Raw genomic sequence first — 25694 nt, forward strand, 5'->3', positions numbered from 1 at the left:
GTAATAGACAATGAAGAAAAGTATAGTTGCTTTATTATGTATATTCTTTTCTATAACCGTTTTAGGCTGTGATTTTGATAGTATAACTGACAGAGAATATTCTAAAGCTAAAGATATTATTTTATCTCAACTACATGACCCAGATAGTTATGAAATGGAATATAAGAAATATACTACGGGACGAACACTAATTAAAGTAAAATTTAGAGCTAACAATAGATTAGGTGCAAAAGTAATACAATATGCTTATGTTGGTTCATTAAATGATAAACCATCTTTATTATATATTGGTTCTGAAGAAGATTTAATGTTGGAATCTATTTTTAGTTTTAAATAAGGAGCAATAAAATGGTTACTTTAAAAAATATTGATACTGGTGTAATAAAAAATGTTCCTACGGGTTATTCGTGGACAACGTTATTATTTGGGTTCTTTCCGGCATTATTTCGTGGAGATTTAAAATGGGCAGTAATTTTCTTTATAGCTAATATTACTATTGCATGGTTTACATTAGGTATAGGTGCATTGATATTTAATATTGTTTTTGCTGCATTTTACAATAAAATTTATATTAAAGAATTAATGGCAAAAAGATTTACTTATGCAGATGAAAAATCAAAAAATTATTTGCTAAATAATGGTATAATTCAATAATAATAAAATTCAAATTTATTTTGGAGTGATAATGGTGAAAAAATTACTAATATCTTTAATTTTTATACTATTTGCTGTAGTAATAGCAGGATGTGGAAAAAGCGATACCGAAGAAGCAGCAAGGCTTGACAAAGAATATTTTGTTATTTTAAAGCAAACTTATGACGATTTTATGATAAATGATAGCAAAACTATGGATAAAAAATCTCCTGAAGAATGGTTAATTGAATATAATCAATTAAAAGATAATAAATACTTGCCTATAATTAATGATTTAAAAAGCAAATTAAAGAAAGAAAAAACAAGTAAATCTCTTGATGTAATAAAAAGTGATTTACTGAATATAACAAATTCATTGGATAATTTATTTAATTCCGTACCTAAAGCTATACAAGCAATAAAAGAACGTAATGAATTTGAATTTATAAAACTTATAAAAGCAATATCAAATGTAGAAGAAAATATTTTAATTTATCAGAATGACTATAGCAAAATCACAACTGATAAAGAAACTTTTGAACTGACTTTAAATAATTATCAGAAAATTAATCCACGGAGTCCATATCTTGATGTAATAAAAACTTTTAAAATGCCCGGTAAACTTGAAAAAAATAGCTATATTAATGGTTCGCTAAGTGAAAGTTATATTTGGGAAAGTAATGGCGCAAAAGTAAAAATGATTTTTAAAAATACGGTTTTAGAATCTATGGAGCAAGAAGGATTAAAATAGGAAAGGTGCTATTTACATGTATAAAAAATTTATATTAACAATAATAATGGTTTTAAGTTTTATTCCAAGTTGTTTTGCTGTTTCTAACATAGAAATAAATAATGTAACCAAAAAACAAGTTATGGATTATATTATGCTTTATGCAAGCAGAAGCGGTTTCAATTATATGCTTGAAAGTGTTAATGATTATGGTGCTACTTTTGTTGGCTCGCAGGCAAGAAATAATATTTTTGGTATGCAAGTGGCAACTCAGCAGAATAAAATTAGTGTTACTTTAGTTGAAAATGGTAATAATGTTATAGTAACTCTTAATGAAGTTGCTTATCTTTATTATAATAATGGACATAGTGAAGTTCATCCAGTAAATGATGTCCCAGTAGAACAAGGCATACTTGTGGCATTAAAACAATACTTTAACGATTATTATTTGTTCGGTTATACACCGACTGATAAGAAAAAAGACGGTGGTTTTGTAATAGGTGAAGTAGACCCTGATTCCCCCTTTGGCGAAAGAGGTATAAAGGCTGGTGATGTTATAGTAGCAGTTAATGGTGAAAAAGTTAGAGACAACAAACGAGCTTTTTTGTGGGGGTCATTCCACGAAAAATTTATGCCAACAACTTGTAAGTTTTTAATCAAACGTGATGGTGTTGAGCATATTTATACTATAACTTCTAAACTTTATAAAGCACCATATACTATTGAGAAAGAAAAACAAGCTCAAATTGCTGCACAAAATAACAATGTATAATTTAATTAAGGAGATGATTGTATGAAACGGATTTTCTTAATAGTTATGCTGGCTTTATCTATTTGTTGCACGGCTTTTGCAGGTCATATACCAAACAGAGAAGAATTAAATCAAATTCAAACTCTGTTTAGTGGCTACTATTTTAATGATAAAGGCAAAGATATTACTAATTACCTTGAAATTGACGATACTGGTATTGTAACCTTTATGCACAAGGGGAAATACCATACAATAAAAGAACCAAACTTACAGGTAGATTTCAATAACGGCATTAGTATTACATTTAAAGGTGATTGTTCTGAAAACGGTTGTGACTTTCAAGGTTGGAACGTAAGCCTTAGTCCTTTAGGTTATCAAAGTAGACGTACTCCGGGTATTGCTTTTAGCTTACTTTTAATGAAACCCAAAGACGTTTCTGCTATGAAACCAGAAGAAATAAAGGATATTTCAGATGTATTTTTTGAAGAAAGTTATCTAATAAGAAAAATGGATTAAATAATCTTCCAAGACGTTCTTCGGAGCGTCTTTTTTATTGGTAGCAAAAAATATATAAAATTTTGTAACAAAGTATAGAAAGTATAAAAATGCTTTTTGCTCGAAAGTGCCAAAATATAGGCACATGTGCTAAAAACACAATAAATGAGAAATAATAGCAATTATTACACATTTGCCGTATTTTACTGCAAATATACTTTTAGCTGTAAATGTCATACTCAAAACTCTTGACATTATTCTCTTTTTGTAGTACAATACATATATAAAATAAAAGATAGGAGATGAAATTTACTATCCTTGTTGAAAATTCAGTGGTTAGCTGTGATAAATTAGTTGTGAGCGGATTAGCTAATGTCTAACTGAAAATTCAGAAGGAAACAAGCAAAAAAAGTTGTTCTATTCTTGGGGCAACTCTCTGTTATTAGACAGAGGGTTATTTTTGTTTTATTAAATCTTAAAAGAAAGGACTGTTTTTTTATACTTAATTATAGTACTTATGATGGCATTGAAAAGATTATAAAGAAAGGATTGCCGAGAGAGCTGTATTTACCACGTTATATTGCAGTTAGAGTGGGACACAAAGTTTATGTAAATTTATTTCCACATAAGCGTTTTCAATGTCAAAGACGTTTAATTAATGAAGAATCTGTTGGAATATTACCGGCAGAATTATATGATTTCGTCTTATCCTTACTGTCTTTTGCAAAAGGGAAAGAAAATTATATTAAACTTAGAGGTAAATATTTAACTATTGACGACATAGCGAATGATTTTCGCAGAATGAATTATACAAAGTCTCAGGTCAATAGATATATGAAAAAATTACTTGAATGTGGCTATATTGATGAAGTTATAGACGATGGATATACAAAATATAAATTTACTTCTAAGACCATTTTGCCGGATAAGCCTGAAGAATTATTTAAAGTTATTACTGAGGAAAGTGAAGTGATGGAATGTGCGTAAGCTGTATACGCTTAAAGAGTTGACCGAACTTTTAATAGATGGCAAACATATTCTTACTATTGCTGATATTCGATATTATGTGCAGATGAGCAGAACACATATATATAATATTTTAAATGGCAAAGCAGTAATTTATACCAGTGAAATCAGACAAATTGTGAGAGGTATGAGAGAGCGTGGTTTTAATATTACAGAAGATGATATAGATTTTTCTAATTTGCGCATAAAATACCACTCTTATACTTGACAGTATGGAGCTTTTGTTTTGAGAAGATTATATAAAAGAAAATAACTATAATTATTAATTTAAATAGGTTAAAATTTGTAAAATTAAAATTAAGGTATATATTTGTATACCATTTTTAATTATTTTACACTTTTTTACGGTATTATTTTTCTAATCTTCGCAGAACCGCTTATAATGGGAGTTTTAAAGCGTATATTTTTAAATCTGCGCTAAAATTCGTCGTTTTATATAATCATTAATGTTTGTTTGTAAATAAGAGAATAAATAAAAGAAGCTGAAAATTTTTACCTAAATGATATTTTGGTAATTAATATTGACAGCAAATGCTGTGAACACATTAGTTAATGTCTGACCAAAACATTCAGCAGGAAAACAAGCATAAAATTTATTTTTCGTTTAGGGCGACTCTCTGTTTACTGACAGAGAGTTATTTTATCGTTAACAAAAATCAAGGAAAAGAGGTAATTTTTATAACAAGATTTAGACTTGTTGATTCGCCAATGGGAAGTGGTAAAACTACTGCTACAATAAACCATATTAACTATACAGAAAAGTACTATAGTAACGATAGTATAGAAAGAGTAATGGTTTGTGTTCCATATATAGAGCAGGTAGACCGATTTTTGAAAAACACAAAACTTAAAACCCCAAAAACGGGTATAAAACTTGACCATCTTAAAATGTTGATAGAAAAGGGAGAAAATATTGTAATAACTCATGCTCTTTTTAATACTTTCGATAGTGAAGTTATTGATTTATTGACAAATGGTAAATATAACTATGATTTATTTCATGATGAACAGCCGCAATTTTTTCAAGGCATTATTGGTGGAGATAGGGGCGGTGATTTCGGTAATTGCGTGCTTGATAATATCGGACAGGCAGATTTATTGTATTTAGTAAAAAATGGTATTTTATTAAAAAAAGAAGATAAATTTATTTGGAACACTCAAAGTTTTTATAATTGCGAAAAGAAAATGATATATGAGCCGTTAAAAGAACTTTGTTCCGTTGCTGATTTATATTACTATGGTGTTAACAAATTTGACAAATCATTTCCAGCCTGCTTAATTGCATTTACAAAGCCTAAAGTTTTTAATTCTTTTAATAGTGTATGGATTCTAAGTTATCAATTAAAAGGCAGTATTGTAGATAGTTATTTTGCATTAAATAATATATCTGATGTTGAATATTACCATGTAGAAGATAATAAGTTTAAAGAAGGTTATAAATTTGAATATCCAAAAGGTTTGAACAGAATAATACTACATCAAGGTAAATATAATTTTAATTTTGGACTTTCTAAAAATTGGTATTTTCAAAATGGCAATAAAGAAAATTTAGATTATATTGGCAAATGTTCTTATAATTATTTACGTTACATTTTTGGTAAAAAAAGTTTTAAAAGTAAAGATTATATTTGGACGACATTTTCTGGTTATGAACTTTATATATCTAAAGCCAATAAAAGTTTTTCCAAGAGTAGATTTGTTCCTTGTAATACTAAAGCTACTAATGAATATAAAGATTCGAGTGTAGCAATTTATTTATGTAATCGTTATCCCAATGTAATGTTGCAAGGGTTGTTAAATTCCAAAGGGCTTAATTTTGACGATAAATTATTTGCTTTATCGGAATTACTGCAATTTGTATTTAGAACAGATATACGAAATGTGGATAGTAATAAACCAATTAATGTATTCGTTCCTAACAGACGAATGCGAGAACTGTTTGCAGCTTGGCTTAAAGAAGGTAAAGATGAACAATATTTAACGGAAAAGGTAGCTGCTTAATTTATTTTATTTTCGCAACTCTGTTGAGGATTTTACTAATGTTATTTCCTCAAAATTATGTATAGACTTAGTATTTATGCTACTTTTCAGCACTATCCTTTAAAAGAAATTTATATATAAGCATTAACGTTATATACAAAGCATAAATCCTAACTCTAAATTATAACGTACTACCTTCGATTACATTACTAACCAACAATACAAAATAACCAATAAACTACACTTTCCATGAGTACTACTGACTTATCTCGGTAGTACTTTTTCTTTACAAACATAAGTATTTATGTTCGAGAGATTTATCCGAAGAACATAGCGATTACCAGAGTGTCAAAAGTTGTAAGTATATACAAATTACGTGGTAAATTACACTGGTATAACTAATAGCAAGACTACTACTATCACGGTATTATGACACGAATGGTAAGCGCAACTTGAAGAACTATTACTAACCGTAATTATCTTGGTATATATTGGTACTGGTAAACCATTACGAATTGCACCGTTCTCGTGATACTTAGTATCACTTCGGTCTCGCTTACACTCGACACACTACCAATCAAACAGCGACAGTGTACGCTTAGACTGGCATACTCATACACTTACAAGGTTTTTGCTCATATACAAGGCAACAATGTTGCCACGGTCTAAAAAGAGGAATCCGCATACACTGTCTTGTTTTCTTGGGCAATTCAATCTGATTTGGGTTTGTTGGCAATACCGTTTTACAGCTTTTGAGCGATTCAATATTAATAGACCGTGTAGACGTTGTCACGTCTATATATAGCTATTATCGTAGTGTTGCTGAATACGACCGGAGCAAAAGAGTTCTTTTATTTATTAGCTTTACACGAACCTTCGGTTAGCTGCCATCGTAGGGAGCTCTATTAATTACCAGCTTAATAGAATTGCTCAATTTTCACGGTCTTTGGGTTGTTTAATAGTTACTTGGTGAAAACTTCGCAATTCGTACTTACTGGTTTAAAATGTATTATTCTTCGGCAGGTAATAGAACGAATATAACTTCTATTCTGTTTAGTTTTAAATTATAGATATTATAGATTTACCTTGGTTTATATACATTGGATTACGTACAACATTAGTATTTATGAAGTTTGTACGTTGTTATGTATAGAGATGGTAATATATAAACTATTTATCGGTTGAATAGTTGGCTATAAATTTATAGTGATAGTAGTTTATATTATATTCATGTGATAGCTTTGGATTTTCTGAATCATGAACGATAGATAGTATACAGATTATTATTTGCTGATTAGCAGAACTATTTTTGAGTAAGATGTGTTATAACCTTGCTATGTTATTACTGATTTTTATATTTTGGTATATATTATTACGGTTTTTAACGGCAGATATATTAACATGGTTATAAAATTTACTTGTTTTTAATGATGAAAAGCTGATATTTAGATTATAAAAAAATGCTTAAAACTGGCTTGAATACTGGCTTTGTGGCTTATCTGGCTGAATTATTTACAACAAAGCACTTCTCGTCCAATGCCAACGAGTATAAAAAAACAGGCGGAAAATGCTCAAACTCCGCTTGTGGTCTGGCTTTGAAGGTTTAACACGGTCTTAACAATAATGTTACACTTTGGTATTAAAAACACTTATAAACAGCAGCTTTTTAAATATAAGGGTATAGGGGCTTTGTTTCTTTGACGCATTACAGCGGCGAGTATTGGCGGCGGTAGTTATTACATTGATATATTTACATTCAGCTACATTTTTAGCAAGTCTATTCTACATTGACATAAAAGCCACTTTAAATTACAATAAAAGAAAGATAAAGATTTTTTACACTCAATATTGTAATAAATTAAAATTAAATAAGATTTACCATAAGGGTGGTTATCGGACACTACAATTTATATTATGGTTTGTTTATACAGCAATAGTGTATAAAGATTCTTTTGTCTTATTCGTACTATACATTGATACTGTAATATTAGTACATCATCTAAAATGTTAGTATTAGCTAACCTATCATACAGGGTTACAGCGAATATATGTTCTTATTATAATAATTATACAGTGAATATAATAAAATAACTGTGTGCTGTACGCATACAACGTAAGGGCTGCTATATAGGGGTACTGCTGCGCTGTGGTGCTCGTGTTGTGGTAGTCTTTTTTTATTGCTTTGGCGCATTACAGCTTCTTATATATTGGCTGTTTCTTTTATATGGTTACTGTAAGGTATACAGGGGTAAGTTTATTTAAACCAAAGGGCGGCTCATTATCTGTAAAAGCGGATATAGATTTTGTGAGCCTTCTTGTGGTAATTATTATGTGGCAAAAAATATAACTAAAAAAATTTTTTCTTTTTATTCATAGACAAAAGGAAAGCTACTATGTTATACTATGTAAATGGCGAGGAAAGTTTTCTTTTGCGTCAGTAGAATTAAAATTACAGATGGCTTTATGTTGTACTTGTTAACGTAAACATTGCTTGTATGATATGAGGTTGAAATGCTTGAAACGCAGACAGCAAGCCCACATTTTAACCCTTGACTAATTACAGGCTTTGTGCTAAAGTACTGACAGTATGAGTGTGAAAAGCAATCGCTGACGGCTTTGCCGTAAGAGGAAAGTCCGGGCTCCACAGGGCAGAATGCCGGATAACGTCCGGCGAGGGTGACCTCAGGGATAGTGCCACAGAAATGTGTACCGCCTGCTTCGGCAGGTAAGGGTGGAACGGTGCGGTAAGAGCGCACCAGCGGACGGGTAACCGGCCGGCTAGGTAAACCCCATTCGGAGCAAGACCAAATAGGGAAGGGATGAAGCGGCCCGCTGATCCTTCCGGGTTGTGTCGCTTGAGCCTGCAAGTAATTGCCGGCCTAGATAAATGATTGCTGCCGCTTTGCGGAACAGAACCCGGCTTATTGAGCACTCGTATTAAGAAATTAAAAGGCTGGCAGAAATGCCGGCCTTATTTTTTGCAAATTTTCAGCAGAAATTCAAAATAAGATGTTATAATATATAAGAAATTAAAATTAATGTAAAAAACTATTGGCTAAAGGTTGGGTCTTGACAGTGAAACGGATTTCATTTGTTGTTCCTGTATATAATGAAGAAGAAAATTTACATGAGTTTCATAAAAGGCTGGGCAAAGTTATGGAAGCCCTGCCCTATGATTACGATTTAATTTTTGTTGATGATGGCTCAAGCGACAGCAGCCATTTAATATTAGCCGAACTGGCTGAAAAAGATGAACATGTGCAGGTGTATTTCCTTTCGCGCAATTACGGGCACCAGCTTGCGCTGACCTGCGGGCTTGATAATGCCTGCGGCGACGCTGTTATTACCATGGACGGTGATTTGCAGCATCCGCCCGAACTTGTGCCGGAACTTTTAAAGCTGTGGGAGGATGGTTTTCAGATTGTGCAGACGGTGCGCACGGCAACGGAAGACGCCTCTTTTTTTAAAAACATTACGTCAAAGGCTTATTATAAAATTATTAATTCCATGTCCAAAGTGGAAATTACACCCGGCGGCAGCGATTTCCGCCTGATGGACAAAGTTGCTGTGGAGGCGTTCAGGCATTACCGCGAACGTGCCCGTTTTATCCGCGGCCTGGTTAATACGCTGGGCTTTAAAGTGGCAACTTTTGAATTTACCGCTCCGCCGCGTTTTGCCGGACATTCCAAATACAATCTGCGCAAAATGCTGCATTTTGCTCTGGACGGCATTACTTCATTTTCCAATCTGCCGCTGCGCTGGGCGTTTTATATCGGCATTGTGTTCGGTTTAATGAGTTTTCTGGTAATTTTACACGTTCTTTATGTAAAATATGTTGCAGATGACGCAGTGCCCGGCTGGGCAACAATGACGGCCAGCGTACTCTTTCTTGGCGGCATTCAGCTTGTAGGCATAGGCATTTTGGGCGAGTATATAGGCCGCATTTTTGAGGAAGTAAAGCAAAGACCACTGTATATAGTAGGCAGACACCTTGGCAAACGGTAGTTCTGGTTTACAAAAGCGGCATTTTGTGCTATAATTTAGTTGTTTATAAAAGCACAAGGAAGTGATGCGGGTGATAAAAAAAGGGTTCCTTTGTTTGGCATTGACATGTGTATTCTGTTTAGCAAACATGGCAACCGCATTAGCCTCGTTTGAATACGGGGATAATGGTCCGGAAGTCCTGGCTATTCAAAAACGCTTGGTTGAATTGAAGTATGAAATCAAATTGCTTGACGGTGATTTCGGTTCTGAAACGGAAGCCGCTGTCAAACGCTTCCAGGCGGATCAACAGTTAGAAGTTGACGGAATAATCGGTGAAGCTACCTATACGGCTTTGATGCAGAAACCTATGCCTCCTAACCGTTCCGGCAGGAGTGCTACTGTAAGAAACATTATTCGTGCTGCCTATGGTGTAATTGGTACGCCTTATGTTTTTGGCGGAACGAGTGTATATGGCTTCGACTGCTCCGGTTTTACCCAGTATGCTTTCGCGCGTGCAGGCATCAGCCTTCCGCGTACTGCTGATGTGCAGATGTACAGCGGACGCCAGATTAGTGCCAGCCAGCTGCGTCCGGGAGATTTAATCTTCTTCAGCACTTATGAGCCCGGCCCGTCGCACTGCGGTATTTATCTTGGCAACGGACAATTCATCCATGCGGGTTCCAGTACTGGCGTAACGGTGTCCTCCGCATTTACCGGCTATTGGGGCGCACGCTATTATGGCGCATGCCGCGTTATTTAAAAACATTAATAAACTATCAATAAAGCAGTGCTTTGTTGGTAGTTTATTTTTTTTATCAGCGTGATTATATCTCTGTTTTGTAATATTTTTGTGAAAGCATATTGCAAAAATACCCAAACAGCGCGATTTATTGTATAATAATGCTAATAACAGTTAATGGCGGTGGTAAAGATGGATAAACAAAAAGTTTTGATTGCTGATGACGAAGCGCCGATTAGGGAAATATTAAAAATTTACTGCGAAAAAGAAGGCTTTGATGTAATAGAAGCTGCCGATGGTGCAGAAGCCATTTTAAAGGTTCAGTCGGAAAAACCGGATATTATCATTCTTGATATTATGATGCCTGTGCTGGACGGACTGGAAGTTTGCAAACAGGTACGCAAAATGAGCGATATTCCTATTATTATGCTGACTGCTAAAGATGATGATGACGACCGCATTTTAGGCCTTGAAATAGGTGCGGACGATTATATTACCAAACCGTTTAATAACCGCGAAGTTATTGCAAGGGTTAAAGCCGTTTTACGCAGAAGCTCTGCTGTAAAGAAAGATGAAGCAGGCGGACGTTCGCATATTGAATACCGCGGGCTCAGCATCGATATGGAAAAATATCAGGTTATTGCTTTCGGTAAAAAAATGACCTTTACCGCGAAAGAAATGGAACTCTTGTGGTGTCTGGCATCCAATCCCGGCAAGGCTTTTTCGCGCAACCAGCTTCTGGAAACAATTTGGGGCTATTCCTATTACGGCGATACACGCACGGTTGATACGCATATTAAACGTATCAGGCAAAAACTTAATATTCCTTCCGATTCCGATTGGGATATTACAACCATTTGGGGCGTAGGTTACAAATTTGAGGTTAAAGATAAAAAATGAATAAATCTCTGAGTACAAGGCTGATGTACAGCTTCATGGCTCTGATAATGGTTATAGTAGTCGGCGTTACGGCAGGTATTTCCTATCTTATCGCCGATTATTTTTTTAAAACCAACGAGCAGGAGCTGGCAGAAAAAGGCAATGAAATGGCCGCTACGGTAGAATATTTTATGGGATTTTCCAACAGCATGGAAATGCTGAACCGTTATGTGTTTGCCGTAGACAGGCTTGTTGGCGCCAGAATATGGCTGTTTGACGATAAGTTTGAGCTTCTGGCTGCATCCAACATCAATACAGATTATAAACAGGACGGCACACGCCCCGGCATTAAGGATTTAACCATGCTGGAAGGCTCTGTTGCAGAAATTGCCAGGGAAATAAAAAGCGGCAAGTTGGATACCAAAGTAATAACCATTTTAAAAGATGTATACAGCGGTAAATCCGTTCAGTCGCAAATCTACCATCCGTATTACAAAGAACAGGTAATGCTGGTAGGCGTTCCTTACGGCAAGCCCGGGCAGGCGCGCGGGGCAATTTTGCTGGCGCAGCCTTTAAGCGGGTTTGACAGCTTTTTGCGTGACATTTACATATATACTTCTATCGTTGCTATTTTGGCACTTATTTTAAGTATGTTCATGGTGCGCAGCCTGGCCAGAACCATCATCAAGCCGCTGGTTTCCATGAAAGACAGCGCCATGGCCATTGCTGCCGGTGACTATACACGCAAGGTTAACGTGCACGGGCAGGATGAAGTGGCGCAGCTCGGCAAGGCGCTTAATGCCCTCGGCAACGATTTGAGTGCGTTTGTTGCCAAAACGGAACGCGCCGAAAAAATCCGCCGCGACTTTGTTGCCAATGTATCGCACGAACTGCGCACGCCGCTGACCATCATCCGCGGCTATAACGAGGCGATAAGCGACGGCACTGTTACCGACAAGGATATGATTCAGCGTTACCGCCTTTTGATTAACGAAGAAACAATGCGTCTGGAGCGCATGATAAGGGAACTGCTGGATATCAGCCGCATGCAGGCTGCCGATGAACTTGCGCCTGCCAAAATGCAGCCGCTGCCTTTGGGTGCCATTGTGCGCAATGTAGCGGAAAAACTCATGGTGAACGCTGTTGAAAGAAACGTTAAGCTGCTGGTGCATGTTGATGAAAAAATACAAATTATGGGCCAGGGCGACCAGATGGTGCAGCTTGTGCTGATTATCGGCGACAACGCATTAAAATATACACCGGAAAACGGCACTGTTACGTTTGTAACAGAAATGCAGCAGGATGGCAGCGTGAAAATGACCATTTCAGACCAGGGTCCGGGCATACCGGAAGAAGATTTACCCTTTATCTGGGAACGCTTTTACAAAGTTGATAAATCACATTCGCGCAATGTGCCCGGTACAGGGCTTGGCCTTGCCATTGCCAGGGAAATTATCCGTATGCACGGCGCCAAAGTGCAGGTATTCAGCAAACTTGGCGAAGGCACGCGTTTTGAAATTACATTCCCTAAAGATAAAGTTATTTCGGAGTGATTGGAGGGGTAAAATTGAAACTTGCATTATTGCAGATGGAAGTTCTGGAGAAAAATAAAGCAGGCAATGTGGAAAAAGCCTGCCATTTGTTAAAGCAGGCCGCGCCGCAGGCTGATATTGCCGTGCTGCCGGAAATATGGACAACAGGTTATTCGCTGGGGCATTTAAGCAAAGAGGCGGAATATCTGAACGGGCCGGTAATTGAAGAAATCAGGCGCATTGCTGCCGCAAACAGCTGCGCCGTTGTTGCAGGTTCAATTCCTCTGCGCAAGGGCGACGGCAATGTTTATAACACTACCGTTGTTATAGATAAAAACGGAGAGATTGTTTTCTGTTACAGCAAACTGCATTTGTTCAGCATGTTTAATGAACAGCGTTTCTTTAAGCCGGGCAGTGATTTCAGCGCGTATGAACTGGAAGGCGTAACCTGCGCTTCAACAATTTGCTATGATTTGCGCTTCCCGGAATTATACCGCCATATGGCCATGCAGGGCGCAAAAATAATTTTTGTTCCGGCAGAATGGCCGAAAATACGCGGCGCTATCTGGGATTTGTTCCTGCGTGCAAGGGCACTGGAGAACCATACCTTTATTGTCGGCGTAAATTGCGCCGGTAAATTTCATGACCAGAAATTTTACGGACATTCTTCGGTAATAGACCCGTTCGGCAAAGTGCTTGCCGTTGGCGGCGAAGAAGAAGAAATTATTTACTGCGATATTGACCTGGCGCAGGTTGATAAAGCCAATGAATATATGAATGTTTTGAAAGATGTTAGGCCGGAGCTGATAAAATGAAGTACAGAATTTTGAGCATGCTGCTGTGCCTGTGCTTTTTTGCGGCCGGGCATGGCTGGGCAGCGCCTGCTTTTGAACCTAAAGACTGCCCGAAAGATTTAAAATATATTTTGGGAATGTATTACGGCAACGGCGAAATGTTTTTGCTGCGCGAAAATAACGGAGAAGTTGAGCTGGTTTACCGTTTTGGGCAGAAGGATTATACTTTTGCCGGCAGTAATGTTTACCCGCTTTATAAGGAACATTTCGATTCGTATACCATAAATGAAAGCGGGCCGCTAAATCATTTGGATGCCGCAGTACGTATTGAACGCAGCCGCGAAGGCTACGGTGTAAGCTGCAGTGTTGGCGGCAACCGTTACAGTCGCCGCTTTTTTGCCGGTGAAAACGGCAGACCGTTCCGCTTTGCACCTGCAAGTGACTGGCAGGCATTAAAAACTGCGGCAGCCACTGCCGTAATGCCGGCGCAGCTTGGCGCCGGGCAGCAGGCACAGCTTGTTGATTTGGCACAGGCAGTACCGGGGCTTAAATTTGACTTGCGTTATGCGCAGGCAGATAACTGTTTTGGCCAGGTGCTTACCGATGACCAGCGCGCGTTTTTGGATGCAGACGCTGCACAGGCACTGGCGCAGGCACAGCAATATTTAAAACCCTATGGTTACGGTATTCTGGTATGGGAGGCTTACCGTCCGTGGTCGGTTTCCAAACTTGCCTATGACGCACTGCCGACAGATAAAAAATCCATGCTGCCTGCGCCGGAGGCTGGTTTCAGCCATAATACCGGGCGCAGCATTGATGTAAGCCTGTATTTGCTTGCAACCGGTGAAAATGCCGGTATGATCAGCGGATTTGATGAACCCTCCGTGCGTCAGTACGCATCTTTTGCAGGCGGCACAACGCTTGAACGCTACCGCCGTGATTTGCTGCGCAGCGCCATGCAGATGGCAGGCTTTACGGCAAGCGAAACGGAATGGTGGCACTTTGATTACGGCGATATCAAAGGATTTGCACATTTGAATGTAAAACCGCAGTAACAGGCATTTACAGTATCTGTAAATGTGTTATAATATTTACGAAAAAACATAATTAATTATGAGGTGACATATAATGAACGTTTATGATTGCGCTAACGAACTGGCTAAAGCATTAAAAGAAAGCCATGAATTTAAAAAATTACAGGAAGCAAGAGTTGTTCTTAAAAAAGATGCTCAGGCTGAAGAACTTGCCAATGATTTTATTAAATTAAGCTCTGAAATTGAACTTGCCAAATATCAGAAACAGGAAGTGGACAAAGAAAAAGAAGAAAAGCTGCAGAAACTTTCTTCTTTGCTGAGCCTTAACCCGACAGCTATGGAATATCTGCACGCGTTTATGCGCTTCCAGATGATGATGGCCGATATTACCAAAACGATTAATGACGTTGTAAAGGAAGCTGTCGGTGAATAATTCCGTTAATCTGTTAGCAGAAGTTTTAAAAGAAAAAATGCCCGGCAGGGTTTATTGCAGTGAACCAATGAGCAGGCATACTTCGTTTAAAATCGGCGGCCCGGCAGATGTTCTTGTGCAGCCGGAAAATTCGGAGGGGCTTGCTTTTGCCCTTGCAGCTGCCAAAGATTACGAAGTGCCGGTAACCATTCTCGGCAACGGCTCCAATGTGCTTGTGCGCGACAAAGGTATCCGCGGGCTGGTTATTCAGCTTGGCAATGCACTTAAAAGTTTCCGCCGAGAAGGCAACAGGCTGTTCTTCGGTTCCGGTTATTCGCTGGCTTTGGCATCACGAAAAGCGTGGGAATGTGGTTTAAGCGGCATGGAATTTGCTGTGGGCATTCCGGGAAGCATTGGCGGCGCGGTGTACATGAATGCCGGTGCGTATAACGGTGAAATGAAAGGCGTTGTGGAAAGCGTAGCCGTTATGGATATGGACGGCAGGGAGTTTGTGCTTACCGCTGCGGATTTGCAGTTTGGCTACCGTAAAACAAGTTTGCAGGAAAGCGGCTATATTATTACCGAAGTTTGCCTTAATATGCAGCCCGGCGACAAAGACGCCATTAAAGCCATGATGGACGATTTCAGCAGCAGGCGCATCAGCAAGCAGCCGCTGGAAATGCCAAGTGCCGGCAGTATGTTTAAGCGTCCGCCGGGATATTTTGCCGGAACGCTTATTGAAGAAGCCGGATTGAAAGGCTATAAGGTTGGCGGCGCGCAGGTTTCGCCCAAGCATGCAGGTTTTGTTGTAAACTGCGGCAACGCCACGGCGGCAGATGTCTTGCAGCTGATAGCGGACGTGCGCAGAGTAATTATGGAAAAAGCCGGTGTGGAACTTCATCCGGAAGTGCTGGTTATCGGCGAAGAATAAAAAATTTTTCAAAGAGCGGCTGCAAAGCCGTTCTTTTTTATACAGGGCAGTGTTATTGTAGTTGCCCGCTTGTATATGTTATAATAAGCTATCACAGAAAGAGGTATTTTATAAAGTATGGATAATGTTTACGATTTAGTGGAAGATTTTTACGGGCATGACCCGGGCTGGAATTTTCTGCTCCGTCGGGAATACGCCGAGGGCTTTCTGCGTATAGAAGCATGGCATGGAAAAACGCCGGAAGAATTGTATGATATATGGGACCAGCTGACAATGCTGTGCCTTTACCTTGGTAATACGGAACTTATGCTTGGCGATATGAGCGCGGATGATTTTGTGGACTGCATTGCCTGGTGCGGCCGCAACGTATCCGAGTTTGACGCCGATTATGAGCATACAAAATATTTTCTGGATACCTGCGTGAGGCTGTACGCCTATTTGCAGAAGAAAAATGTAATTTCTGACGCCGGTGCTCCGCTTGAAGCGGAAGAAAAACTGCTGGCAGGCGGAAAAATGAATATTGTGAATCCGGACGGCAGTTTTACTGATGAAAATAAAGACCGCCGCCTGTTTACGGTGCCGGATGCTTCCAATAAAATATTTTTAAACGTAAATGAACGGATGCAGGAAATTTATGCGGCGATGCATGAATTTTTTACTGAAAGCAGGTTCAGTGTTGATTTGGAACGCGCTTCCGTGCTGTATCATGGAATTTTTGGCAATGCCATTAACGAGTCGGCAAAAAGCAGGCAGGAAGCCTTTAATTCATTTTGGGATTATTTTTTGCTTGATTACCGTTTGATGCTGCGCGATATGCACCCGCTGGAATATTTTTATGAAACTGTATGCAGCAGTGACAGCCGTTACTACGATGCAGGCTTTGCCAAGCGCAACAGCGATATTTTAAAGGAAATTATTTCTGCGCGCCTGGTGCTGTTTACCGTGGAAGGTTTTGGCGAAGAAGGCATGTATTTATGCCGTGATTTTCTTACAAACGAAACTTATCAGCTTAATTTGCCGTTAACCGAAGATATTGATACAAATGATATGCTGTTTATCGGGCATTTGTTTTACAACGATAATATGCTTACCGAAAATATGCGCGGCTACAAGATAGACAACATAAACGCTTTATGCCTGCGCGATACTTTAAAACGCGCTTATAAATGGGTAAGCGTACAGCAGAAAGAACCGGATTGGCAGTGGTTCAGCGAATATTATCCCATGGTGCTGCGCAATATGCTGTTTTTATATGCGGCAGGCATTGCGCATAAAAACTTTAACAACTATACTGAACATACCGCATTTGCGGCAGCGCCTTACAGTGATGAAACACTGGTTGCCGGTATTTTAAAAAATATTATGCTGAAAAATTACTTTGCACTTGCGGATGTGCGGCTGGCAACGCAGATGTGGTGCGATTTGCAGGCTGCGGGTGCAGATTTGGCTGCTTACAGCGAAACGGTATGGGCAGCAGGCATAATTTATACATTTGTAAAACTTAACGGTGCCTATACTTTCTTTGATGAACGCATTGCCGGTTTTTGCGGAACGGAAGTGGCTGCTATGCAAAAGGCTTCCGAAACGATATGCGAAGTGCTGCAAATAGAGAAGCATGACCCGCGTTACAGCAACGAAGAAGGCATTTTGGCAATGCTCATGAGTGCTTACATGTAAAGGAGAACTTTATGAAATGTAATTTTTGCGGCAGGGAAGTGCCTAAAGGCACAGAAGAATGCCCATATTGCCATTACAGATTCGAGCAGGAAGCAACGATACTCAATCCGCGCGAGCGTGATGAGTTTGAAGGCGTAACCATTGACGAAAGCGGTTATGAAGAAAATGCTGCCGGAAATAATGGCACAAGAAGCCCCGAATACAGGCAGACTTATGAATACCACAGCGAAGAATACAGCGGTGCGCGCAGCGGCAGAGGCCCTAAAATTTACGTTAAAAACCTTGGCTGCGGCGGTGGGCTGCTTACCGCTTTGCTGGTTATCTGCGTACTGATTGGTTTGTTTATTTTCTTTATGCCGCTGTTTGTTATAATAGCAGGCATTGGCCTGATTTATTATTTCATCAGCAGCTTTTTAGGATGATAACAAAAAAACTGCGCTTCAATCCGTATAAAACGGAAAGAAGTGCAGTTTTTATTTTGCGCGTAAGTTTTACAAAATTTCGTCGCGGACAAGCTGGTTAATCATTTTTTGTTTGCCAAGAACCCATAATAAATCGCCTTTTTCGAACACAAGCGAAATATTGGGGTTTACTATGGTGTAGCTGCCGCGTTCAAGCCCAATTACAAGGCAGTGCCATTTATTGCGGATATCGGTAGATTTTATAGACTTGCCAAGCAGCGGTGAATGTTTGTCAACCGTAATGGCGCAGGGCATGAATGCAATATCGTGGCGGCCTTCAGCTTCGTTAACAAGCATAAACTGGCGCATGCTTACTGGAGAATCGAGCATAGTAAGGCCAAGATTTTTATTTTTTATGGCGGCATTTAAAAGTTTAAAATGCGCTTTGGTGCCGATAATTAAAAGCTTTGTTCCGGCGGTGATGGTAAAGCTGCCGCCCGGCATATCGTGAATCTGCCTGCCGGTATCGGCCTGCAAAACATTACAGCCGTAAGATTCGCGCAGGGCGAGGTTCAGCAAGGTTTGCCCGGCAGTAACGGAACCTTCTTCCACTTTGTAGTGGGCTAACTGCAAATCTTCGTCAAACCAGCCATAAGGTGTGTGCTCGCCCGATTCTTTTAAAGCCTGGCGGTGTTTTAACATATGGCGCTCGTTAAGGTTAACCAAAAAGCGCGATTCCATACGCAGGTATTCGCCCATCAGCCAGTCGGAAGAAGAAATAAAGTAAGCCGTAATTAAAGTCGCGGCGGCGGCAAAAAATTCAGAGAGGTTTAAAATCCAGGCGAATACAAAGAAGATAAAGCCTGCGGCGGCAATAATTTTTAATAGAATGAGCACCATAAGCGGAATATGGTTGCTGCGTTTTTCAAACCACAGTACGGAAAACAGTTCCGAGCGCCTGGTGCGGTTAACAAGGATAGCACGCAAAAACGGTGCCGCTATAATGAAGGTAAGCACGGCGGTAATAATATCTGCATAAGGCAGTTTTAAAATATCGCGCAGGTAACCGCTTAAATAATATTCCGCAAACAGCGCTATCGCCGTCAGCAGTGTTGTAAAAATAAGCATGCGCGTAAAATATTCCCGCAAAAAATTGCTCCAGTCCGTGGTGGCTCTGGTGCTGATATTTTTTTCAGTGTAACGGTCAAGCCAGTCGTTAACACGCTGCGGCAGCAGGCGGCGGATAATTTTATAAGCCGGGTCGGCAGCCATAATGCAGAACGGCGTGGTAAAAGTCGTCATAACAGATACGGCAACGATGATAGGATAAATAAAATCGCTGATAACGCCGAGGCTCATGCCCAAAGAAGCAATAATAAAGGAAAATTCACCAATCTGCGCCAGGCTGAAACCGCATAAAATTGAAGTTTGCAGGTTTTGCCCGGAAAGCAGCACGCCGCCGGCGGAAAAAATAAGTTTGCCGGCAATGGTAACGATAATAAGCACGATAATGGGGAGCCAGTATTCCACAAGCAGTGCCGGGTCTACCAGCATGCCTACGGAAACGAAAAATACTGCGCCGAAAATATCTTTTACAGGGGTGAAAAGGTGCTCGATTTTTTCGGAGTTCGGAGCTTCGGCAATAAGCGAACCCATTATAAAAGCGCCAAGCGCGGCGGAAAAACCGAGATGCGTTGCCAGAACAACCATGCCGAGGCAAAGGCCGATGGAGGTAACAAGCATTGTTTCGTTGTTCATCAGTTTCAGCGAGCGTTTATAAAAGGTAGGAACAAGGTATATGCCAAGCACAAACCACAATACCAGAAAGAACAGCAGGCGCATAACGCTGGCCAAAAGCTCCGTGCCGGAAATGCCTGCGGAGGCAGCAAGCGTGGAAAGCAGAACCATCATGATAATACCGGCAATGTCTTCTACAATTAATATGCCAAAAACCATTTCGGTAAAGCGTTTGCCCTTCATTTTTAAATCTTCAAAGGCTTTTATAATGATGGTTGTGGATGACATGGAAAGCATGCCGCCCAAAAACAGGCTGTTCATGTGGCTCCAGCCCATAAGCGTGCCTGCGCCGTAGCCAAGTGAAAGCAGGCCGGCAATTTCAACTATGGTTGCAATAAAGGCGGTATTGCCAACTTGTTTCAGCTTGTTGAAGCTGAATTCCAGCCCAAGCGAAAACATTAAAAAGATAATGCCTATTTCCGACCAGGTGTGGATGTTGTTAAAATCCGTAACCGTCGGGAAAAAGGAAAAATGCGGGCCAGTAATAAAACCGGCAACGATGTATCCGAGTACAAGCGGTTGATTGAGCTTTTTAAAAAGAATGGTAGTAATACCTGCTACCAGCAAAATCATAGCGAGGTCGGAAACGATTGGTGGTAAATGCGCCATCTAAGGTTCCTCCTTACTTTTGTAAAATAAGATAAGCGACAAATAAAAAGAAATGTTGTATAATAAAATAGGTTTAATGTTTATAAGCGGCAGTAAAAAACGCCGCTATATTATTATACAATGACACAGTGCTTTTTAACAAGGCATACTGTTTGCAAAATATTTGAAAATACGGAGGCAAAGCATGAATACAGATTTGATTTTGATTAACGGCGATATAGTTGACCGTAAAGAAGGGCTTATTGAATACTGCGACCGCGGGCATCAGTTTGGCGACGGTGTTTTTGAAATTGTGCCGGTTTATAACGGCAAGGTTTTTGGCATGATTCCGCACATGGAAAACCTTTTTACTTCCGTAACGCGTTTAAAAATACCTGCCGTTTATATGGTAGAAGAACTTGTTGAGTTTCATGAAGCGTTAATAAAAGCCACCGGTATGGAAAACGGCGAAATTTATACGCAGGTTACACGCGGCAGTGCCCCGTTCGGGCTGGCTTTTCCGGAAATGAGCGTGCCGCAGCTTGTAATGCAGCCTGTTTTTACAGACCGCTCTCAGCTTATGGAGGCACAGCAGAAGGGTGTAAAGCTCATTACCGAAAAAGACCTGCGCTGGCAGCATTGCGACGTTAATACCTTAAACCGCCTGCCGGAAGTAATGGCACGCCAGAAAGCCGCCATCAGCGGCGCGTTTGACGCTTTGTTTGTGCGCGACGGAAAAATTACCGAAACCACCGAAAGCAGCTTTATGCTTGTAAAAGATGAAGTTTTGTGGACGGCTCCGGAAAACGAAAACATTCATAAAAATATTACGCGCAAAGTAATTAAAGAACGCCTGGCGCTTGATTTGGGCATGCCGGTTGTAGAGAAAAATTTTGACATGGATTTTGCGTTAAAAGCAGAAGAAGCCTTTATCTGCGGGCCGCGCTGCGAAATTGTGCCCGTGGTTAAAATAGACCGCAAACTGCTGAACGGCGGCGAAGTTGGCAAAGTAGTGCCGCAGCTTTTAGAGGCTTATAAAAATTTTGTTGCCAAAGAATGCCCGGCAAGGTAATAAATTATGGATAAAACTTTAGTGCGCGGGGCAATGCTTATTGCTCTGACGGTTGTTTTGCAGTCGCTGCGCCTTTTTATACCGCTGCCGCCAATGGCAAGCATGTTTTTTATAGGCACGCTTGTTAATATGATGCTTGCCGTTACAGTGCGCCTTGCTGGTTTAAAACCGGCGCTGCTGGCAGTTGTGCTGCTTCCGTTTTTTGCATATTTGCAGGGGCAGCTGCCAATACCGCTTTTAATACCGGTAGTTATCGGCGGCAACGCCGTGTTTGTGCTTATCTGCCATTGGGCGTGGCACCGCGGGCTTATGCTGGCGCCGCTTGCCAAAACAATCTGCATGTTTACGTCAAGCCTTGTGCTTTTAAAAGTGCTGGCGCTGCCTGAAAAAATGGTATTTGCCATTGGCTTTATGATGGGCTGGCCGCAGATGGTAACAGGTATTTGCGGCATATTACTGGCACGGTTAATTACAAAACGCACCACAAACTTTTAATATGGGGGCATTGTTATGGATACAAGAGTGGTACTTTTGGGCATTATTGTAGAAAACACTGCCGCTGTTGAAGAACTGAATGCTATTTTGCATAATTACGGCAGTTATATTATCGGGCGCATGGGGCTGCCCTACCGCGAGAAAAATCTGCATATTATCAGTATAGTTCTTGATGCGCCGCAGAACATTATCAGCGCGCTTGCAGGAAAAATCGGCATGCTGCCGGGAGTTACGGCCAAAGCGCTTTATGCCGGAAAACAGGCTTAGTCCTTAATGCCTTAGGGCTTTTTTATAGGAGAAATACTGACAGGGAAGGTTCGTCCTGACCTTTAAGGAGGAAAATTAAATGTATGATGCAAAATCAATGAAGGCCGAAGAATTTATTGACCATAACGAGATTATGGCAACATTGGAATATGCCGCAGCCAATAAAAACAACGCTGCCCTTATTTCCGAGATTATTGAAAAGGCAAAACTGCGCAAAGGCTTAAGCCACCGTGAAGCAGCGGTACTGCTGGACTGCGAACTGGAGGACAAAAACGCGGAAATTTTTGCGCTGGCAGAACAGATAAAAAAAGATTTTTACGGCAACCGCATTGTTATGTTTGCACCGCTCTATCTTTCCAATTACTGCATTAACGGCTGTGTGTACTGCCCGTATCACAGCGTAAATAAACACATTGCCCGCAAAAAGCTTACGCAGGATGAAATCCGTGCCGAAGTTATTGCTTTGCAGGATATGGGGCATAAACGCCTGGCACTGGAAGCCGGTGAAGACCCGGTTAATAACCCTATTGAATATATTCTTGAATCAATTAAAACAATTTACAGCATTAAACATAAAAACGGCGCAATCCGCAGGGTGAACGTTAATATTGCCGCAACTACGGTTGAAAATTACCGCAAATTAAAAGAAGCCGGTATCGGCACCTATATTCTTTTTCAGGAAACCTATCATAAAGAAAGTTATGAAAAACTGCATCCCTACGGACCGAAAAGCAATTATGCCTACCATACCGAAGCAATGGACAGGGCAATGGAAGGCGGCATAGACGATGTTGGCCTCGGCGTATTGTTCGGGCTTGAACTTTACCGCTATGAATTTGCAGGGCTTTTAATGCACGCAGAACATCTGGAAGCCGTTCACGGCGTTGGACCGCATACTATCAGCGTTCCGCGCATCTGCCCGGCAGATGATATTGACCCGTCTGCTTTCGATAACAGCATCAGCGACGATATTTTTGAAAAACTTGTTGCCTGCATCCGCATCAGCGTGCCTTATACCGGCATGATTGTATCAACCCGTGAAAGCCAGCGCGCCCGCGAAAGAGTGCTGCACCTCGGCATTTCGCAAATCAGCGGCGGTTCCCGCACCAGCGTCGGCGGCTATGCCGAACCGGAAAAAGAAAATAACTCTGCCCAGTTTGATGTAAGCGATAACCGTACACTGGATGAAGTTGTAGGCTGGCTGATGGAACTTGGCTATATTCCGAGCTTCTGCACTGCCTGCTACCGCGCAGGGCGTACCGGCGACCGCTTTATGAGCCTCTGCAAGAGCGGGCAGATTCAAAACTGCTGCCATCCCAATGCGCTGATGACCTTAAAAGAATATCTGGTAGATTACGCTTCTCCGCATGTAAAAGAACTGGGTGACGAACTTATTGCCAAGGAAATTTATAATATTCCCAACGAAAAAGTGCGCGAACTTGTAGAACGCCATTTGAAAGATATTGAAGAAGGCGAACGCGACTTCAGAATTTAAAATTGACATTTATAATCATATCGAATAAAATTTATATGTGTATTTAATGTTTAAGCCGCTTTTTACAAGCGGCTCATTATTTTTGAAAGGCGTTGATATTTTGCTGGAAAATCTGTTCAAACTTAAAGAAAACGGTACCAATGCCAAAACGGAAATGATGGCCGGGATTACAACTTTTATGACTATGGCTTATATTCTGGCTGTAAACCCCGCTATTTTATCCGCATCCGGTATGGATTCCGGCGCCGTATTTACGGCAACTGCCATTGCCTCCTGCATTGGCACGCTGTTTATGGCGTTTTTTGCCAATTATCCGTTTGCGCTGGCGCCCGGCATGGGCCTGAACGCATTTTTTGCCTATACTGTCGTAGGGCAAATGGGATATTCATGGCAGGTTGCACTGGCGGCCGTATTTGTTGAAGGCATTTTGTTTTTCATTCTGTCACTTACAAAAGTGCGCGAAGCAATTTTTAACTGCATTCCGTTTTCGCTTAAATATGGCGTTACCGGCGGCATCGGTTTGTTTATTGCTTTTATCGGCCTGCAAAACTCGCATCTCGTTGTGGACGGCGCAACGCTGGTAAGCATTTATCCGTTTAAAGCATCGCTTGCAAGCGGAGAGTTTTATACAACCGGTATTGGTGCGCTGTTGGCGCTGATAGGCGTAATTTTAACGGCTGTTTTAATGATAAAAAATGTGCGCGGTGCAATTTTGCTGGGCATACTTATTACCTGGGGCCTTGGCATAATTGCGGAAGTAACAGGCATTTATATTCCTGACCCGGCTAAAGGCGCATTTTCAGTAATGCCGGATTTTTCTAACGGCTTATATATACCGAGCCTGATGCCGAGCTTTATGCAGATGGATTTCAGCTATATTTTTACCTTTAATTTTGTTACCATAATGCTGTCATTCATGTTTGTAGATTTGTTTGACACACTGGGTACTTTAATCGGTGTTGCTTCCAAAGCCAATATGCTTGACAGACAGGGACGCCTGCCCAGAATCAGAGGCGCGCTGCTGGCCGACTCTGTTGCAACATCGGCGGGTGCTGTGCTCGGCACTTCTACGGTAACAACTTTTGTTGAAAGTTCTTCTGGTGTTATGGCTGGCGGCCGCACAGGCCTTACTGCTGTTACCGTGGCAATACTCTTTTTGGCCTCTTTGCTGTTTGCACCGGTATTTTTGGCAATACCGGCTTTTGCAACAGCGCCGGCGCTTATTATTGTAGGCTTTTTAATGCTGGCTACCGTTTTGAACATTGATTTTAACGATATGGGCGAAGCAGTGCCCGGCTTTATTGCCATTATAGCCATGCCGTTTATGTATTCAATTTCCGAAGGCATTGCGCTTGGAATAATTTCTTATGTGGTTATTAATGTTCTTTCCGGAGCGGCCGGTAAAAAGAATATCAGCGGTATTATGTATATACTGGCATTTTTGTTTGTTTTGAAATATATTTTCGTTTAAAACTTAAAATTGTTATGGCAGGGCCGGCTAACTTCCGGCTCTTTTTTATTGCCCAAATTGCGGACAGAGCAGAACAAAGCCTTGCCAGATTAGTTAAAAACGCAGGAGCGTAATGTAAAATTTAGGTTAAGCAGCATTTTGAAAAATGCGTATTGAAACCTTTTATAAGTTTCTACCTTAGCGCGGCGGGGGTTCGGGGTATTGCTGCGCAGACGGTGAAAAAGCGAAAAATTCAGATTTATCTTTAAAAGTGGTCTTTACAGGGGGGGCAAACGTGTTATAATGAGGCTGTATAAAAGACTGGGTAGTCAAAAAACCTTCTCCTCAGGAACGTTTTTCAGGTTTACTCAATACTTTATACAATAAGGCTTGCCGTTTCCTCAGGGGCAGGCCTTCACTGGGGTTTATAAACCGCAGCAGGAAGAAAAATGTAATTAAGCGTTTGCAACGGTAGAGGAAACCAGGAGACTCGCACTCAGGGCAGATGCCGAAAGCAGAAATTTCTTCCCCA

At 40.5% G+C, this 25694-nt stretch carries 24 protein-coding genes and 1 other RNA gene; 24 read left to right on the forward strand and 1 reads right to left on the reverse strand.

Translation table 11 applies throughout. The annotated features are described in order from the left end of the window. The first annotated feature begins 10 nt into the window (after positions 1-10). From M3079_RS08255 to M3079_RS08345, 19 genes are all read left to right on the forward strand, one after another. Positions 11-337: a hypothetical protein gene (locus tag M3079_RS08255; RefSeq protein ID WP_249078628.1), complete on the forward strand. Its 327-nt coding sequence runs from the start codon at positions 11-13 to the stop codon at positions 335-337. Positions 338-348: 11 nt separating this feature from the next. Next, the gene (locus tag M3079_RS08260; protein WP_249078630.1) at positions 349-654 is read left to right on the forward strand and encodes an HrgC protein; all 306 of its coding nucleotides are present in this window, start codon (positions 349-351) and stop codon (positions 652-654) included. Between the two features lie 31 nt (positions 655-685). After that, a complete protein-coding gene (locus M3079_RS08265) occupies positions 686-1384 on the forward strand; it encodes a hypothetical protein (protein WP_249078631.1) in 699 nt (232 codons plus the stop codon). Positions 1385-1400: 16 nt separating this feature from the next. Further along, a complete protein-coding gene (locus M3079_RS08270) occupies positions 1401-2135 on the forward strand; it encodes a PDZ domain-containing protein (protein ID WP_249078633.1) in 735 nt (244 codons plus the stop codon). Positions 2136-2156: 21 nt separating this feature from the next. Next, a complete protein-coding gene (locus M3079_RS08275; RefSeq protein ID WP_249078635.1) occupies positions 2157-2630 on the forward strand; it encodes a hypothetical protein in 474 nt (157 codons plus the stop codon). A 402-nt stretch (positions 2631-3032) separates the two neighbouring features. Beyond that, entirely contained in the window at positions 3033-3596 is a 564-nt protein-coding gene (locus M3079_RS08280) for a helix-turn-helix domain-containing protein (RefSeq protein WP_249078637.1), read from the forward strand. After that, on the forward strand, positions 3589-3843 hold the full coding sequence (locus M3079_RS08285) for a hypothetical protein (protein ID WP_249078639.1): 255 nt from the start codon (positions 3589-3591) through the stop codon (positions 3841-3843). The genes M3079_RS08280 and M3079_RS08285 overlap by 8 nt, the downstream gene beginning before the upstream one ends. A 344-nt stretch (positions 3844-4187) precedes the next feature. After that, positions 4188-5636, forward strand: coding sequence for a DEAD/DEAH box helicase family protein (locus tag M3079_RS08290; protein ID WP_249078640.1), 1449 nt, complete (start codon positions 4188-4190; stop codon positions 5634-5636). Positions 5637-8203: 2567 nt separating this feature from the next. Beyond that, positions 8204-8554, forward strand: an RNA gene (rnpB, locus tag M3079_RS08295) — RNase P RNA component class A. A gap of 136 nt (positions 8555-8690) precedes the next feature. Next, complete coding sequence (locus M3079_RS08300) at positions 8691-9620, forward strand: glycosyltransferase family 2 protein (RefSeq protein ID WP_249078642.1); 930 nt, start codon at positions 8691-8693, stop codon at positions 9618-9620. A gap of 94 nt (positions 9621-9714) precedes the next feature. Then, on the forward strand, positions 9715-10359 hold the full coding sequence (locus M3079_RS08305; protein ID WP_249078644.1) for an NlpC/P60 family protein: 645 nt from the start codon (positions 9715-9717) through the stop codon (positions 10357-10359). A 171-nt stretch (positions 10360-10530) separates the two neighbouring features. Continuing rightward, on the forward strand, positions 10531-11238 hold the full coding sequence (locus tag M3079_RS08310) for a response regulator transcription factor (RefSeq protein WP_021715634.1): 708 nt from the start codon (positions 10531-10533) through the stop codon (positions 11236-11238). After that, positions 11235-12770: an ATP-binding protein gene (locus M3079_RS08315; protein ID WP_249078646.1), complete on the forward strand. Its 1536-nt coding sequence runs from the start codon at positions 11235-11237 to the stop codon at positions 12768-12770. The genes M3079_RS08310 and M3079_RS08315 overlap by 4 nt, the downstream gene beginning before the upstream one ends. 14 nt (positions 12771-12784) lie before the next feature. Then, positions 12785-13564, forward strand: a complete 780-nt coding sequence (locus M3079_RS08320) for a carbon-nitrogen family hydrolase (RefSeq protein WP_249078648.1) — start codon at positions 12785-12787, stop codon at positions 13562-13564. Further along, entirely contained in the window at positions 13561-14598 is a 1038-nt protein-coding gene (locus tag M3079_RS08325) for a M15 family metallopeptidase (RefSeq protein ID WP_249078650.1), read from the forward strand. The genes M3079_RS08320 and M3079_RS08325 overlap by 4 nt, the downstream gene beginning before the upstream one ends. A gap of 73 nt (positions 14599-14671) precedes the next feature. Next, positions 14672-15010 carry a YlbF family regulator gene (locus M3079_RS08330; protein WP_021715206.1) on the forward strand — a complete coding sequence of 113 codons (339 nt, stop codon included), beginning with the start codon at positions 14672-14674 and terminating at the stop codon, positions 15008-15010. Further along, on the forward strand, positions 14997-15920 hold the full coding sequence (murB, locus tag M3079_RS08335; RefSeq protein WP_349293377.1) for a UDP-N-acetylmuramate dehydrogenase: 924 nt from the start codon (positions 14997-14999) through the stop codon (positions 15918-15920). The genes M3079_RS08330 and murB overlap by 14 nt, the downstream gene beginning before the upstream one ends. Positions 15921-16037: 117 nt before the next feature. Continuing rightward, a complete protein-coding gene (locus M3079_RS08340) occupies positions 16038-17597 on the forward strand; it encodes a hypothetical protein (RefSeq protein WP_249078653.1) in 1560 nt (519 codons plus the stop codon). Between the two features lie 11 nt (positions 17598-17608). Further along, positions 17609-18019: a hypothetical protein gene (locus M3079_RS08345; RefSeq protein WP_249078654.1), complete on the forward strand. Its 411-nt coding sequence runs from the start codon at positions 17609-17611 to the stop codon at positions 18017-18019. Between the two features lie 69 nt (positions 18020-18088). Here the strand turns inward: M3079_RS08345 and M3079_RS08350 are convergent, their stop codons facing one another. After that, positions 18089-20404 carry a cation:proton antiporter gene (locus tag M3079_RS08350; protein ID WP_249078656.1) on the reverse strand — a complete coding sequence of 772 codons (2316 nt, stop codon included), beginning with the start codon at positions 20402-20404 and terminating at the stop codon, positions 18089-18091. Between the two features lie 184 nt (positions 20405-20588). Between M3079_RS08350 and M3079_RS08355 the strand changes: the two genes are divergently transcribed. From M3079_RS08355 to M3079_RS08375, 5 genes are all read left to right on the forward strand, one after another. After that, complete coding sequence (locus tag M3079_RS08355) at positions 20589-21455, forward strand: aminotransferase class IV (protein ID WP_249078658.1); 867 nt, start codon at positions 20589-20591, stop codon at positions 21453-21455. Between the two features lie 6 nt (positions 21456-21461). Then, a complete protein-coding gene (locus M3079_RS08360; protein WP_249078660.1) occupies positions 21462-21950 on the forward strand; it encodes a hypothetical protein in 489 nt (162 codons plus the stop codon). A 15-nt stretch (positions 21951-21965) separates the two neighbouring features. Beyond that, positions 21966-22217 (forward strand): TM1266 family iron-only hydrogenase system putative regulator, encoded by a 252-nt coding sequence (locus tag M3079_RS08365; protein ID WP_021715213.1) that lies wholly within the window; start codon positions 21966-21968, stop codon positions 22215-22217. A 79-nt stretch (positions 22218-22296) separates the two neighbouring features. Beyond that, positions 22297-23712, forward strand: coding sequence for a [FeFe] hydrogenase H-cluster radical SAM maturase HydG (gene hydG / locus M3079_RS08370; RefSeq protein WP_249078661.1), 1416 nt, complete (start codon positions 22297-22299; stop codon positions 23710-23712). Positions 23713-23758: 46 nt separating this feature from the next. After that, entirely contained in the window at positions 23759-25183 is a 1425-nt protein-coding gene (locus M3079_RS08375; protein ID WP_349293367.1) for an NCS2 family permease, read from the forward strand. Positions 25184-25694 lie beyond the last annotated feature (511 nt).

It is taken from the genome of Phascolarctobacterium sp. ET69 (genome assembly GCF_023336935.1).
Classification (GTDB): Bacteria; Bacillota; Negativicutes; order Acidaminococcales; family Acidaminococcaceae; genus Fusicatenibacter_A; species Fusicatenibacter_A intestinipullorum.